The organism is Citrobacter sp. CK189, assembly GCF_030333505.1.
GTDB lineage: Bacteria > Pseudomonadota > Gammaproteobacteria > Enterobacterales > Enterobacteriaceae > Citrobacter_B > Citrobacter_B koseri.
On the sequence record NZ_JAOWFV010000037.1, the window covers coordinates 405,104 to 419,602 of the forward strand.

Sequence of the window (14,499 nt, forward strand, 5' to 3'; positions counted from 1 at the left end):
GCCTTATCCGGCCTACGGTGTTGCGCTTTTGTAGGCCCGGTAAGCGCAGCGCCACCGGGCATTATTATTGCCGGATGGCGGCGTAAATGCCTTATCCGGCCTACGGTATTACGCTTTTGTAGGCCCGGTAAGCGCAGCGCCACCGGGCATCATTATTGCCGGATGGAGGCGTAAACGCCTTATCCGGCCTACGGTGTTGCGTTTTTGTAGCGCCACCGGGCATAACGCATCAAAACTTCTGCTTTTTCTCTTCTACTTTCACGCCTTGCGTGGGCAAACCGGTATCGTAATCACGTACCACCGGAGAATAACCGTCTTGCGGGCGTGGGCGGAATGCCCCCATCCAGCGCGGCCGGGCATCTTTACGCCACGGACGCAGGCTCCACTGATACGTACGGAACGGGTCGCGGATTTTATCCATGTAATCCAGCAGCGCGTCGTGCATCTGACTGCGAACACCGGCAAATTCCGGCGCAGCAATCAGATTATGCAGTTCATCCGGGTCATTACGCCTGTCGTACAGCTCATCGCTGGTAAACAGGTTCAGCACCAGCTTCCAGTTATCCGTCACCCAGCAGCGCACCGGAATAAAGCCGCCAAAGCTGTCATGCTCGATCTCATAGCGGTTGAACTCCACCATCACCCCGCGCGGCGCTTCAACGGCCAGGATGTTTTCACCCGGAAGAATATCGGGCTTATCAATCCCCGCCAGCGCCATCATCGTAGGCAGCAGGTCAATATGGCTGACCGGCGTATCGATCTGCTGCGGCGCTCCCTGCGGCGGGCGCATAATCAGCGGGATGCGGGTAATGTCATCATACATTGCCGCCCCTTTGCTGATGAGTTTGTGCGCCCCCATCATTTCACCGTGATCGGAGGTATAAATCACCCAGGTATTCTCACGTTGTTCCGGGGTTAACGCATTGATCACCCGCCCAATCTGATCGTCAACAAAGTCATTGCAGGCAAAGTAGAGCGGATGATGATAACAGCCATCATCGCCCACCGGGGACGGCATCGCCTGCGCCCATAGCCGATGGTGCTCAGGTTTATTGCTCAGCGAATCCTGCGCCTTCGCGCCCAGGTCATAATAAAAATCCTGATACTTCTCCAGATACTCAACCGGACAGGTAAACGGATGATGCGGCTCATCATAAGAGACCACCATCAGGAACGGTTCGTCATCTCTCGCTGGCTGATGGAGAAAATCAACCGCCCGGTTGCTGATGCGATACGCCCAGGTAAAGGTCTCATCAATATTATTGGTCTGCAAATCCTCAATACTGTTCAGTCCGTTACGCCACAGGCTGATTTCATTCTCCGTCAGTTCAGAAAGGTAGTTCGCGCCGTCATACCAGTAGTCGGCATCCCACTCAGGCGGGCACTCGCCGGTGCCAAAGTAATCGTGCCCGTCGAGGTGCCATTTGCCGATATAACAGGTGTGATAGCCTGCATCTTTAAAATAACGCCCCATCGTGGAGATGTTCTTCCCCGGCGCGACGTTGTTCGTCCACGGGCCGGACTGATTGGCATAAATACCGGTAAAAAGCCCCGCGCGGGCTGGCGTACACACCGGCGAGCAGGTATACGCGGAGTTAAAGCGAATCCCTTCAGCGGCCAGACTGTCAATATGCTGCGTGTTCAGCGGCTTACCGCTATAGCAGCCCACCATATTGGTCGCCTGTGTATCGGTCATAATGAACAGAAAATTCGGACGGGTCATGCTTTATCCTTAGCGTCAGAAACATAAACCACAGGCGCGGAATGGCGCGTCTGCCATGAGCTGTAAATCAGGTAAACAACCACCGCAGCGGTGATGGCGTAGCTGAGAATGGTCAGCCACCGGGTCTGATAGCCACCGAACTGCGCCAGACCAGAATAGACGCCAATCATCGCGAACAGGACGCCAACAGCGGCGATCTTCACGTTTTTCCACGGTTTCATGTCAACCGCAAACGCATCATGAAATTTAAACGGCGTTGCACGCGGCTTAATCACGCCAATGAGCAGCATCACCACGACGTTGATACAGAAGGTGCAGGCCAGCACATAGAGGAAATGAAAATCAAATTTCACCAGGTAGTTGATGGTGATGTAACTGACAATACCGAGTCCCATTGCGACCTTCGCGGCCAGCGCCGGAATACGTGGGAAGAAGAAGCCCATAATAACAATGGTCACCAACGGCACGTTATAAATCCCGTTGAGCTGTTTCATCCAACTGTAGAGCCCTTGCGGCGCATAGGCGATCCACGGCGCCACCAGCACGGAGATCACGGCCACAATAAAGCCAAAGCGACGACCAACAGTGACCAGTTTATCGGGGCTGGCCTGTTCATTAATCAGTCGGCGATAGATACCGAGGCTAAACAGGGTCGAAGCACTGTTCAAAAAACCGCAGAATGCGCTGATAATCGCGCCAAACAGCACCGCGCTAAAAAAGCCAATCAGCGGCAGCGGCATCACTTTGTTCACCAGCGCCGGGTAGGCCATGTCTGCTTTTGGTAGATCCTGAAAGAGATGAAAAGCGATAACGCCCGGCAGCACCAGAATCAGCGGATCCAGCATCTTCAACACCGCCGTAAGCAGCGCCCCTTTTTGCCCTTCCGATAAACTTTTTGATGCCAGCGTACGCTGAACGATCCCCTGGTTGGTGCACCAGTAGAACGTATTGACCAGGATAAGCCCGGTCAACGCCGCGCCAATCGGCACCGGGTCGTTGCTGCCGCCAATCGAGTTCAGCATCAGGCTGTGATCCTGGGTTAAGCGCGTAATACCTTCGCTCAGACTGCCTTTCCCCATCGCCATCAGACCAAACAGCGGCACCATCAGGCCGCCAATCACCAGGCCGATACCGTTAATCACATCGGCAATGGCAATCGCCCGCATCCCGCCGACGACAGCATACAGGATGCCGCTAATCCCCAGCACGACAGCCATCAGCCAGATCGCCGTATGTTGTGAAATACCAAAGGTTTCAGTGACATGAAACATGCTGTTAAAGGCAAGCGCGCCGGAATACAGAATGATGGGTAAAAAACAGATTCCCGTCGCAATCAAAAAACAGCAATCAATAATGATGCGGGTAGTTTTGTCATAGCGTTCTTCAATAAAATCCGGGATCGTTGCAATGCCGCGTTGCAGATAGCGTGGCAGAAAGATCAGCGCCAGAAAAATAAGCGGAATTGCGGAGATGACTTCCCATGCCATTACCGACATACCGCTGCGGTAAGCCTGGCCGGTTAATCCCACCAGTTGTTCCGTTGAGAGGTTAGTTAACATCAGTGAGGCGGCAATAACCGGCGCTTTTAACGAACGTCCCGCCAGAAAATATCCCTGCTGCGAACCGGTATCCGCTTTTCGTAACTTCCACCAGGTGATAACCGCCACCAGTAGCGTAAAACCAACAAAGCTCAAAATTTGTAGCGTATTCATCTCATAGCCCTTGTTTTTCATTATGTCCCGGCAGCGGTAGGGTCAACACGAGGTAAAGCGTGCCGGGTCAGGCAGTCAGATTTCTTAATTACAAACATCGCCTCCCTGAAGCATTCACTTTCTGTTATGTTCAGGTTGTGGGCATCATTCTCCGGCGAGAAAATAAAATGAATGGAAACTTGCTAAGTTCGCATGTAAAAAACGAAACTACGTACAATATTCCCCTGCTGATTAATGAAAATGTGATCTCCAGCGGAATTTCATTGATCTCGCTGTGGCATACCTACGCTGACGAAAATTACCGTGTTATATGGCCGCGAGATAAGAAAAAGCCGCTAATTGCCAATTCGTGGGTCGCGGTCTATACCGTACAGGGGTGCGGGAAAATCCTGCTGAAAGACGGCGAGCAAATTACATTAAACGGCAACTGCATTATCTTTTTAAAACCCACCGATATACAGTCTTACCATTGCGAAGGTTTATTGTGGGAGCAATACTGGATGGAGTTTACCCCAACCAGTATTATGGATATTCCTATCCGACAACAAAGCGTTATTTATAATGGTGACGTTTATAATCAGGAACTGGCCGAAGTTTCACAATTAATTACCAGCCCGGAACCGATTAAAAATAATCTCGCCGTCGCGTTTCTCACGAAAATTATTTATCAGTGGATTTGTCTTATTGACTCAAACGGGAAAAAAGACCCACAACGCATACAGGTTGAAAAGTTAATTGCAGCGTTACATGCCAGCCTGCAACGCCGCTGGAGCGTGGCGGATATGGCGGCCACGATCCCCTGTAGCGAAGCCTGGCTGCGTCGTCTGTTTTTACGCTATACCGGGAAAACACCGAAAGAATATTATCTGGACGCCCGACTGGAACTGGCATTATCGCTGTTAAAACAGGAAGGGAATTCGGTGGGTCAGGTAGCGGATATGCTCAACTTCTTTGACTCATTTCATTTCAGCAAAGCATTTAAGCATAAATTTGGCTACGCGCCGTCGGCGGTGTTGAAACATCCTGACCGGCACCCGCTGGATGCCGGTCAACAAGATTAGTGCAGTTCAGGCCAGTATTCTTTGTTGGCTTCAATCAGATCATCAAGAATCGCTTTGGCGACAGACGCGCTCGGCACGGTTTTGGAGAGCGTAATCGCCTGCCACAGACGCTGATAGGAGCGATGCTCCCAGGCATCGACCACCAGTTTCTCGACGGCCACCTGCTGGCTCATCAGCCCTTTCTGGAACTGCGGAATATCGCCAACCGTCAGAGGTTCCGGCCCGTTATGCCCCACCAGGCAAGGGATCTCCACCATCGCTTCATCATCAAAGTTATGAATCGCCCCGTTGTTTGGCACAATCAGCAGCATCCGTTCCTGCGTATTAAAGGCGATTGCCGTTGCCAGATCGACGATATAAGACGCGTGTTCATCAATTTCCAGCTCGCCAGCGGAGGAGTGGCCCGCTTCAATAATGGCGCGGCAGGAGCCAAATACCTGTTTTTCACGGTGATCCATCACCTCATTAGCACGCGTGCGCGCCGGGTTCGAGTGCTGCACCACATAGTCCGGGAACAGATAGTATTTCAGATAGGTATTCGGCATGGTGTCCGGGTCCAGCGCCTGCACATCCTTCGCTTTGGCGAACGTATCATTCCAGCTCGCTTCAGTATGCGGATCGTTAGATGGCGGAACATAACCGTGTTTCGCGACATATTCCCGCAGTTTCGGCATCAGGTCGTTACCCTGCAAGTCCTCAATCGACGTCCACCAGCCAAAGTGGTTCAGCCCGTAATAACGCACGCGCATTTGCTTACGATCTTGCAGGCCGACAATCTGCGCCATCCGCCCTTCAATGCCGATCGGCATATCACAGATATTGAGGATTTTGGCGTTCGGGCGCAGACGTCGCGTCGCCTCAGCCACTATCGCCGCCGGGTTGGAGTAGTTCAGCATCCACGCGTTCGGGGAGTATTTCTCCATGTAATCCACCAGCTCCAGCACGCCGCCAATAGAACGCATCCCATACGCAATCCCGCCCGGACCACAGGTTTCCTGGCCTAATACGCCGTGGCGCAGCGGGATTTTTTCGTCTTTTTCCCGCATCGGGTATTTGCCCACGCGGATATGCGCCATCACGAAATCAACATCGGTAAACGCTGCTTCGGGATCGGTGGTGTAACTAAACTCAATCTCCGGCGCCTGCTCTTTAAGGATGATTTTGCACGCTTCGGCAATCACTTCCTGGCGAGCGCCGTCGTTGTCATAGAATTTCAGCGCGCGAAGCGGAAAACGGTCCTGGTTTGCCAGCAACATCAATACGATGCCCGGCGTAAATGTGCTGCCGCCGCCTGCGATAACCACTGAGAATTTTTTCATGATACTGCCTCCGTCATGGGGATTTGTTCGGTCGATAAGGGGGATTTCATTAGCGTTTCAAGCTGGTCACGCACCTGGGGCACATGCAGGCCGACAATCACCTGGATGCCATTGCCACGGCGAACCACGCCGTGCGCGCCCAGCGCTTTAAAGACGTCATCACTCTGGGTCTGCGCCATATCGTGGAGCGCGATACGTAAGCGCGTGGCGCAGTTATTAATGCTTTCGATATTGCCCGCGCCGCCCAGCGCCTGGAGGAATCCGGCTGCCTGCCCAAGTTTTGCGTCCGGCGCGGGCGCCGTTGTCTGTCCACGCGCGGCCTTGTAATCCGCTTTGCTGTAGAGTCTGATTTCACTCTCTTCACGACCCGGCGTTTTCAGATTGAAGCGCAGGATCAGGGTGCGGAAAACCACAAAATAGAGGGCGGTGAATGCCAGCCCAATGCCTATCTGGGTAAACATCATTCCGGCATGGTTGTGGAACATCGGGATCCAGTTTTGCGGTAAGAACTGATCCAGCAGTCCGCCGCCCATATTTCCTACCACGCCGCAGATATACATCACCGTCGCCATTGAGGCCGCCAGCACCGCGTGTACGGCAAACAGCAGCGGAGAGATAAACAGGAAAGTGAATTCCAGCGGTTCCGTGATGCCCACCAGTACAGCGGTTAACGTGGCGGGGATCAGTAAACCAGCGACCTTCACCCGGTTTTCTGGCGATGCGGTGTAATAGAGCGCCAGCGCAATCCCGACGGAGCCAAAGATTTTTGAGTTACCGTGCAGGGCAAAACCGCCTTCCGGGAATAACGTCTTCAGCGATTCCGTGCTCTGGCTGAACGCCTGCATATGTTGCGCCCAGTAAACCTGAATGCCACCTTCTACCGCCGCAGGGCCAAAAATGAAGGGGCCATAGACGAAGTGGTGCAGCCCTGTCGGGATCAGAATACGTTCGAGGAAGGTGTAGACCCACACGCCCAGCGCGCCCGCTGAACGCAGGAAAGCCTGTAGGGATTCAATGCCCATCTGCACTTTTGGCCAGCCGAGCAGCGTCAGCCAGGCGCAGGGAATCATCACCAGGAACGCAATAATCACCACAAACGACGTGCCCTGAAAAATACCGAGGAACACGGGCAACGGCTTATCGAAATAGCGGTTGTGCAGCGCGGTGACGATGCCCGAAATCATAATGGCGCCGATAATGCTGGTATCGAGCGTTTTTATTCCGGCCATCATCGTCAGACCGCTGCCTGCCGTCGGGTCTACGCTGAAGTCCACGCCGAAGAAATGCCCCCAGGTCATGCCCATGGCATTAATGAAATAGTTCCATGTCAGGAAGCTGACCAGCACCGCCAGACAAGCTCGGCCTTGCGCCTGTTTAGCCAGGCCAATCGGCAAGCCGACGGCAAAAATCAGCGGCATATTACGGAAAACCGTCCAGCCGCCCTCTTCAATAATATGAACGATTTGCGCGAATAAACTGTTGGGATCGGTCAGCGCTTCGCCAACAAAAAGCGGGTTGCGCAGCATGATGGCGATACCCACGACGATACCGGCGAACGGGAACAGCAGTACCGGGGTAAACATAGCGCCGCCAAAGCGTTGTATTTGACTGAGCATTTTTACATCCTCATATAACAACCAGTAGGGAGAGGCCTTTTTTGTAGTGATTGCTGGCCTGATACGAGAATAGGTAGTTGCGATTCTGAGAACATGACGCGCCGCTTCGATTCGTGATCGCATTCATGGTTTTAATTCAGTCAATGATGTCTACTTTTTACATAAAAGTTAGACATCAAAAGGTTCGTAGCGCGGAAATTAAAGGGAAAAAGAGGTCTGGTAGTGATCTATAAATCAATAGCGGAACGACTAAGAATCCGGCTCAACTCATCTGATTACAACATCGGTAGCCCGTTGCCTGGTGAAAAAAAGCTGGCGGAAGAGTTTGCTGTGTCACGAATGACCATCCGCAAAGCCGTCGATATGCTGGTGGGGTGGGGACTGGTGGTGCGGCGGCACGGGAGCGGCACATACGTGGCGCGTAAAGACGTTCATCATGAAACCACCAACCTGACCGGACTGGCGGAAGTGCTGCGGCGTCAGGGAAAAGAGGTCACCAGCCAGGTGCTGGTGTTTGAAGTGATGCCTGCGCCCCCCGCCATTGCCAGCCAGTTGCGGATTCAGATCAACGAACGTATCTACTTTTCCCGCCGCGTGCGCTATGTGGATGGCAAACCGCTGATGCTGGAGGACAGCTATATGCCCGTCAGGCTGTTCCGTAACCTCTCGCTGATCCACCTGGAAGGGTCGAAATTTGATTATATTGAGAAAGAGTGCGGCATCACCATCAGTGGCAACTATGAAAGCCTGACGCCCGTACTGGCCGATAAACAGCTCTCCGCGCAAATGAATGTCCCCGAGCAAACGCCGCTACTGCGGATCACATCGCTTTCTTACAGCGACAGCGGGGAGTTTTTGAATTATTCGGTCATGTTCAGAAATGCCAGCGAATACCAGGTGGACTACCATTTACGGCGCGTCCACCCGGATGCAAACCTGACCTAGCCTAACCCCCAGAAAAGCACCGCCAGCAGTTGCGGGGTGATAATCCGCAGGAACATTACCAGTGGATAAACAGTGGCGTAAGATAGCGCCGCCGCGCCGCTGGTGGCATGCAGGTTGTTAGCGAACGCCAGTGCAGGCGGATCGGTCATTGACCCCGCCAGCATCCCGCATAGCGTCAGGTAGTTCATTTTGGCAAAGATACGCGCCAGAAGACCGACGGTAATCAGCGGAATGGCAGTAATAAAGATGCCGTAACCAATCCAGCTCAGACCATCACCCTGAGTCAACGTATCAATAAAGTCACCGCCAGATTTCAGCCCGACCACCGCAAGAAACAGCACGATCCCCAGCTCACGCAGCGCCAGGTTGGCGCTTGGCGGCATAAACCAGTACAGCTTGCCGATGCTGCCGATACGTCCCAGAATCAGCGCCATGATCAGCGGCCCGCCCGCCAGTCCCAGCTTTAACGCTACCGGGAATCCAGGGACAAACAACGGAATCGACCCCAACAGCACGCCCAGACCAATACCGATAAACACCGGTAACATCTGCACCTGTTGCAGCTTTTGCTGGGCGTTACCCACAACATTGGCCACCGCATCAATTGAAGAGGGACGGCCAACCAGATTGAGGATGTCACCGAATTGCAGGCTGGCGTCGCTACTGGCTACCAGCTCTACGCCCGCACGGTTCAGACGGGAGATCACCACGTCATAGCGCTCTTTAAAATGGAGGTCGCGAATGCGTTTACCGAGCACCTTTTCGTTAGTGACCACGACGCGTTCAACGCGCAAATCCGTCCCTCGCGTTGAGAGCGAGGTGTCCACCTCCTGACCAATGACCAGCTGCGCGTTATGCAGATCGGCGGGCTGTCCCACCAGATGCAACAGGTCGCCCGACTGGATGATCGTTCCCGGTGAAGGCACCATCAGCGTCTCGTCGCGTTTCAGACGCGAACAGATGATTTTATCGCTGTTCAGGATGGGCACATCCTGGATCGCCATATTGTTGAGATTCGGGTTCTCAACACGGATATTCATGGTCTGAATTAACGAGTGTCCATTGCTAAGCGTGTCTTCATGCTGCTTCGCTTCCGCCTCCACGTTGACGCGAAAAATCATCCGCATCAGCCACATGGTGAGCAAAATACCGCAAATCCCGAAAGGATAGGCCATCGCATAGCTCATCCCCATCTGATCCACCGCTTCCATTGGCGTTCCCAGATCGCGCAGAATTTGCTGCCCGGCCCCCAGCGCTGGCGTATTGGTGACCGCGCCGGAGAAAATCCCCAGCACCACCGGTAGCGGGATAGCGAAGATTTTATGCAGAATGGCGGTAACCAGCCCACCGATAATGACAATCAGGATGGCAAAGAGATTAAGGCGCAACCCTGAGACGCGCAGAGAGGCAAAGAACCCCGGGCCCACCTGAATACCAATGGTGTAAACGAAGAGTATCAGGCCGAATTCCTGGATAAAGTGCAGCATGTCACTGCTCAGCGTCATCCCGGCCTGATCGACAAAGTGGCCGACGATAATCCCGCCGAACAGTACGCCGCCAATGCCAAAACCGACACCCCGCACCTTGATATTGCCGATCCACAACCCGACAACCGCCACCAACGCCAGAACGCTGACCGTCAATGCTATATCACTCATCTTCTTTTCCCTGTGAATAACATTATTAATTAAATGGATTCTCGCAGAGTACAAGCGGTATGTATGGGTGGTAAAGCACAAAAATGCCCCGTCATTGCTGGCGGGGCGGTTTGTTGAAAAGCATGATGCCGGACCTACAGGTTCTGCGTCGCTTTGTAGGCCCGGTAAGCATAGCGCACCGGGCGATTTGCCGGATGGCGGCTACGCCTTATCCGGCCTACAGGTAGTCCTGGATTAGCTATTTAACGCGGGATGTTCGCTAATAGCGATACGCTGCGGAGCGATGGTTTCCGGCTCGTTGCGGGTTAAATCAATGTGCAATAACCCATTGGTGAAGGTCGCGCCGCTGACCTCCATATTTTCTGCCAGAGTAAAACTCAGACTGAATGGCTGTGTCACCAGCCCCTGATGCAACCATTTGGTTTCTTTTTCCGGCTGCGCTGGCGTGCCTTTTACGGTCAGGCGCGTGCCTTCCAGTTGAATATCCAGATCTTCCTGACGGAAACCGGCTAACGCGAGGGTAATGCGGTAGTGGTTGTCATCGCTTTTTTCAATGTTATAGGGCGGGAAGCTCTGGCTTTCACCGGTGTTTTGCAGGGCGTTGGCCAGTTTGTCAAAACCGATCCATTGACGCAGCAGTGGGGATAAATCGTAATTACGCATGATAATAATCTCCTTCTAAGAAGCGAGTAATACCCAGCGAATCCTCAGATTCGCATATGCTCCCTGACGGCGAGCACGGGGATAACAGGCCGCCGACGGCGACCTGACTGAATCAGTTAATTTCGATACGGCGCGGTTTGTTCGCTTCTGGAATCACGCGCTCCAGGTCGATATACAGCAGACCGTTCACCAGGTTAGCGCCGCGAACATGAATGTTCTCTGCTAACTGGAATTTGCGTTCAAAGTTACGCTCTGCGATGCCCTGGTAGAGATAGGTACGTTCTTTTTGCTCATCCGCATGAGCGCCTTTTACCACCAGCAGATTATCCTGAGCGGTAATTTCCAGTTCGCTTTCCGCAAAGCCTGCAACGGCAATCGCAATGCGGTAATGGTTTTCATCCACCAGTTCGACGTTATACGGAGGATAACCGCCATTACTCTGGCTCTGGTTGTTTTCTAAGAGGTTAAACAGACGATCAAAACCAATGGCAGAACGGTACAGCGGGGATAAGTCAAAGTTACGCATAATGAATAGCTCCTGAAATCAGCGAGAATAGTGGACCTTCCATCATGGACAGGTCAGGTAGCCAGAACACCCATCAGGCGTGCTCTTTATTTGCCTACACCCTAAAAATGGGTCTGGAAATGAACTTTTCAAGCGCTTGCAGGGGACTTTTTTTGCAGTTTGTTGTCTATCGCATAGACTGGGTGAACAGCACACATTGTTAAAGTGCGATAAGCGCCACAGTGCGACGTGATGGTGATGTTATTTTTCGCGACGGATCGCTATAACTCATCATGCAAACATCGATAATCAACAGATGAATAAATCATGATAAAAAATGTGTTGTTAACGCTGATGATGTGCAGTGGATTGGTTTTACTGGGTGGCTGCTCCAGCGTAATGTCACATACCGGCGGCAAAGAGGGGACCTACCCCGGCACACGCGCCAGCGCCGAAATGATCGGCAGCAGTGATACAAACTGGGGCACCAAATCGCTGGCAATCCTGGATATGCCCTTTACCGCCGTCATGGATACGATACTCTTGCCGTGGGACTTCTTCCGCACAGACAGCTCAGTGAAGTCGCGAGTGGAAAAGAGCGAGGAGAAAACAAAGATGACCAACGCTGTTATCCCCCCGGCAAAAATGCCCGCTCACTGATTTATCGTTTGGTTTCCGTCACCCAAAGCTGGCGGAAACCGTCAACCTCTTCCATCCACGCGATTAACGCTCCATCCGGCGAAAAAACAACGGCGTCCGCTGAAGGCGGGCTGTCATGACTCTCCGTTAAAAAGGCGATTGCCCCGCTCTGCGCGTCGCAGCAGGCAATGCGGTTTTCCAGCACAAACCCCAACCACTGGCCTGACGGGTGCCAGTTGAACGCTGACTGAATATCGGTCGCGTTATGCGTAAGCTGGCGCGGCTCTCCCCCCTGCACCGGGATCAGCCAGAGCTGAACAATACCGCGATCATCGCGCATCAAAAACGCAATGTCCGTGGCTTGCGGGTTACTCCGCACCCAATGGCGCGGAACGTTTACCAGCCCAGGGAAAGCGCGATCGTGCGTAAAGGTCAGACGGCGCTGAACAACGCCCGCAGGCGGCGCAGGCAGCGTTGATTCTGTTCCGGTCAGCGGCATATCGCCTGCCTGTTTCCAGCCTTTTTCATCCTGCGGCAACGCCACCAGAAACAGCTCCGGCACTTTTTCACCCTTCGCCGACAAGGTATCGCCAATAAACGCCAGCGCATGATCGCCCACCCACCCCTCTTCGTAGGCGCGGTTAATGTCATCGCTGCCCGGCCGTGGCGCCGGCGTGGTCTGGCTCACCAACACGCACCAGTGGCTGCCGCTGTACTCCCGAGGATGCTGAACCGCCACCGTAACCGGGCCATACGGCACCGCAACGCCGACATTGCGCAAGTCCAGCGCCGGATCGCGCTCACGCAGTACATGGTCGTTATAGGTGAAGCTGACACGCTCGCCGTTCGGACTGAACACATGCACATGGCTGCCGCCGCGCAGCGCGCCGGGCGTATACGGCACGGTGATGTCCATTGCATCCAGATTCGTCACGCGGTTTTGCGCCGCTATCACGCCGCGACGATGGTGGAAATCATAATGCCACGTCTCGTCCGGGTTCTCCGGGCCATGAATGAACACATAGCGATCGTCTTGTGGATGAACGGTCACCACGCCAACGTGCGCGCCCTGCGTAGCGCGATAAATGACCTCAACCTCGCCAGTCCGTACGTTGACGCGCTCAATCGTCTCACCGGTAAACGAGGCGCCTGACGGACGCACATCAAAAACCAGCCACTGGCTGTCCGCCGTCCAGGTGTTAGTATTCGTAAGCTGATGATGACGCGAAGCGAAAGTGATTTGTTTCATGGAGATACCCTGATGCGCGGTTTTCGCATCAGGGTATAGCATTGGAAGAAATTAGCCTACCCGTTTAACGTCGCCGACCAGCAGGATATAAGAGAGCGCGCCAATCAGAGCAACAGCGGAGATATAGACCAGCGCCGGGCCAAAGCCATAATCCTGCGCAAGGTAGCCAATCACCAGCGGCACGGTGATGCCGCCCAGTCCACCAACAAAGTTAAACACGCCGCCGGTCAGGCCAATCAGACGCATCGGTGCGAGTGAAGAGACCAGTGACCAGGTGATAGACGCAAAACCATTGCCGAAGAACGCCAGCGCCATCAGAGTCATAATCCATACGGGATCGTTAGTGTAGTTCGCCCCCATGATGCAGGTAGAAATCAGCAGCCCGCAGATAATAGGCGTTTTACGCGCAACACCCAACGAGAACCCTTTTTTCACCAGCTTATCCGCCAGCCAGCCGGAGAGCAGCACCCCAAAGAAAGCGGCAAGGAACGGTACGGTCGTCATAAAACCCGCCTTCAGGGCGGTGATCCCTTTCTCCTGGGTTAAATAGTTCGGGAACCAGGTCAGGAAGAACCACAGCGTAGAAGTAACCGCAAATTGCCCCAGGTAGACCCCGACAAGTTTGCGGTGAAACACCAGTTTCCAGTCAGCTTTGGTCAGTGGCTGACGCGCCTCTTTTTTGACTGGCGCATCGCCGTCCACCAGACCGCCGCCATCGCGAATATAGTCCAGCTCAGCCTGGCTGATGCTTTTGGTCAGGCGCGGCGGCTGATAAACCTTGAACCAGATTAGCGACCAGATAATCCCGATTCCCCCGGTAACGATGAACACCCAGTGCCAGCTCAGCATCTCCTGAATCCAAATCAGCAGCGGCGTCAGAAACGCCAGGCCGACAAACTGCCCGGAGGTGTAGAAACCGACGGCGGAGGCGCGCTCATGTTCCGGGAACCAGCTGGTAACCATCCGGTTATTGGTCGGAAATGCGGGCGCCTCAAAAATCCCGGTGATGGCGCGAAGACCAATCAGCGACATTAATCCGGTGGCGAACCCCTGAAATAGCGTTGCAACAGACCAGCCCAAAATAGCGATAAAGTAGGTCAGTCGCGATCCCACACGGTCAAGGAACCAGCCGCCAGGAATCTGGCATAGCGTATAAAGCCACGCAAAAGCCGAAAAGACGTAGCCCATTTCCGCTTTGGTGATGCCGAATTCTTCCTGAATATGCGCCGACGCCACGGCGAGGTTCGCGCGGTCAACATAACAAATAACCACGGTAATAAAGATCATAATCAGCGTCAGATAACGACGACGCCCGGGTTTTGCAGCTGTAACTGAAATATCCATCGCAATCTGTCTCCAGATTTTGGGCATAGCGAGACCGCTCACCATACCCTGTAATTTACAGAGGG

General features: G+C 53.6%; 12 protein-coding genes and 1 other annotated feature. Of the genes, 3 read left to right on the top strand and 9 right to left on the bottom strand.

What is annotated here, in order from left to right:
• Positions 1 to 229 precede the first annotated feature (229 nt).
• The gene (locus tag OGV83_RS09690) at positions 230 to 1,723 is read right to left on the bottom strand and encodes a sulfatase-like hydrolase/transferase (protein ID WP_058668309.1); all 1,494 of its coding nucleotides are present in this window, start codon (positions 1,721 to 1,723) and stop codon (positions 230 to 232) included.
• Complete coding sequence (locus OGV83_RS09695; protein ID WP_198448085.1) at positions 1,720 to 3,435, bottom strand: solute:sodium symporter family transporter; 1,716 nt, start codon at positions 3,433 to 3,435, stop codon at positions 1,720 to 1,722. The genes OGV83_RS09690 and OGV83_RS09695 overlap by 4 nt, the downstream gene beginning before the upstream one ends.
• 167 nt (positions 3,436 to 3,602) lie before the next feature.
• Here OGV83_RS09695 and OGV83_RS09700 point away from each other — a divergent pair, with 167 nt between their 5' ends.
• Positions 3,603 to 4,496 (top strand): helix-turn-helix transcriptional regulator, encoded by an 894-nt coding sequence (locus OGV83_RS09700; RefSeq protein ID WP_115614289.1) that lies wholly within the window; start codon positions 3,603 to 3,605, stop codon positions 4,494 to 4,496.
• Here the strand turns inward: OGV83_RS09700 and OGV83_RS09705 are convergent.
• A complete protein-coding gene (locus OGV83_RS09705) occupies positions 4,493 to 5,815 on the bottom strand; it encodes a 6-phospho-alpha-glucosidase (RefSeq protein WP_047460135.1) in 1,323 nt (440 codons plus the stop codon). The genes OGV83_RS09700 and OGV83_RS09705 overlap by 4 nt on opposite strands.
• A complete protein-coding gene (locus OGV83_RS09710) occupies positions 5,812 to 7,431 on the bottom strand; it encodes an alpha-glucoside-specific PTS transporter subunit IIBC (RefSeq protein WP_024130076.1) in 1,620 nt (539 codons plus the stop codon). Before OGV83_RS09710 ends, OGV83_RS09705 begins: the two co-directional genes overlap by 4 nt.
• 222 nt (positions 7,432 to 7,653) lie before the next feature.
• Between OGV83_RS09710 and OGV83_RS09715 the strand changes: the two genes are divergently transcribed.
• Positions 7,654 to 8,376 (top strand): GntR family transcriptional regulator, encoded by a 723-nt coding sequence (locus OGV83_RS09715; protein ID WP_012000790.1) that lies wholly within the window; start codon positions 7,654 to 7,656, stop codon positions 8,374 to 8,376.
• Here OGV83_RS09715 and OGV83_RS09720 read toward each other — a convergent pair.
• The 3 genes from OGV83_RS09720 to ibpA form a co-directional block, all read right to left on the bottom strand.
• Complete coding sequence (locus OGV83_RS09720) at positions 8,373 to 10,034, bottom strand: putative transporter (protein ID WP_101744157.1); 1,662 nt, start codon at positions 10,032 to 10,034, stop codon at positions 8,373 to 8,375. The two genes, OGV83_RS09715 and OGV83_RS09720, sit on opposite strands and share 4 nt — an antisense overlap.
• A gap of 234 nt (positions 10,035 to 10,268) precedes the next feature.
• Positions 10,269 to 10,697 carry a small heat shock chaperone IbpB gene (ibpB, locus tag OGV83_RS09725; protein ID WP_286463504.1) on the bottom strand — a complete coding sequence of 143 codons (429 nt, stop codon included), beginning with the start codon at positions 10,695 to 10,697 and terminating at the stop codon, positions 10,269 to 10,271.
• Between the two features lie 112 nt (positions 10,698 to 10,809).
• On the bottom strand, positions 10,810 to 11,223 hold the full coding sequence (ibpA, locus tag OGV83_RS09730) for a small heat shock chaperone IbpA (protein WP_006687722.1): 414 nt from the start codon (positions 11,221 to 11,223) through the stop codon (positions 10,810 to 10,812).
• Positions 11,217 to 11,289: a sequence feature (ROSE (Repression Of Heat Shock gene Expression) occurs in the 5'-region of heat shock genes and acts as an RNA thermometer to modulate expression.), on the bottom strand. (Overlaps the previous gene by 7 nt.)
• Positions 11,290 to 11,529: 240 nt before the next feature.
• Between ibpA and OGV83_RS09735 the strand changes: the two genes are divergently transcribed.
• On the top strand, positions 11,530 to 11,862 hold the full coding sequence (locus OGV83_RS09735) for a YceK/YidQ family lipoprotein (RefSeq protein ID WP_058668313.1): 333 nt from the start codon (positions 11,530 to 11,532) through the stop codon (positions 11,860 to 11,862).
• 1 nt (position 11,863) lies between these two features.
• Here OGV83_RS09735 and OGV83_RS09740 read toward each other — a convergent pair whose 3' ends face one another.
• Entirely contained in the window at positions 11,864 to 13,090 is a 1,227-nt protein-coding gene (locus OGV83_RS09740) for a YidR family protein (RefSeq protein ID WP_286463505.1), read from the bottom strand.
• A 51-nt stretch (positions 13,091 to 13,141) separates the two neighbouring features.
• A complete protein-coding gene (locus tag OGV83_RS09745; RefSeq protein ID WP_075203724.1) occupies positions 13,142 to 14,479 on the bottom strand; it encodes an MFS transporter in 1,338 nt (445 codons plus the stop codon).
• Positions 14,480 to 14,499 lie beyond the last annotated feature (20 nt).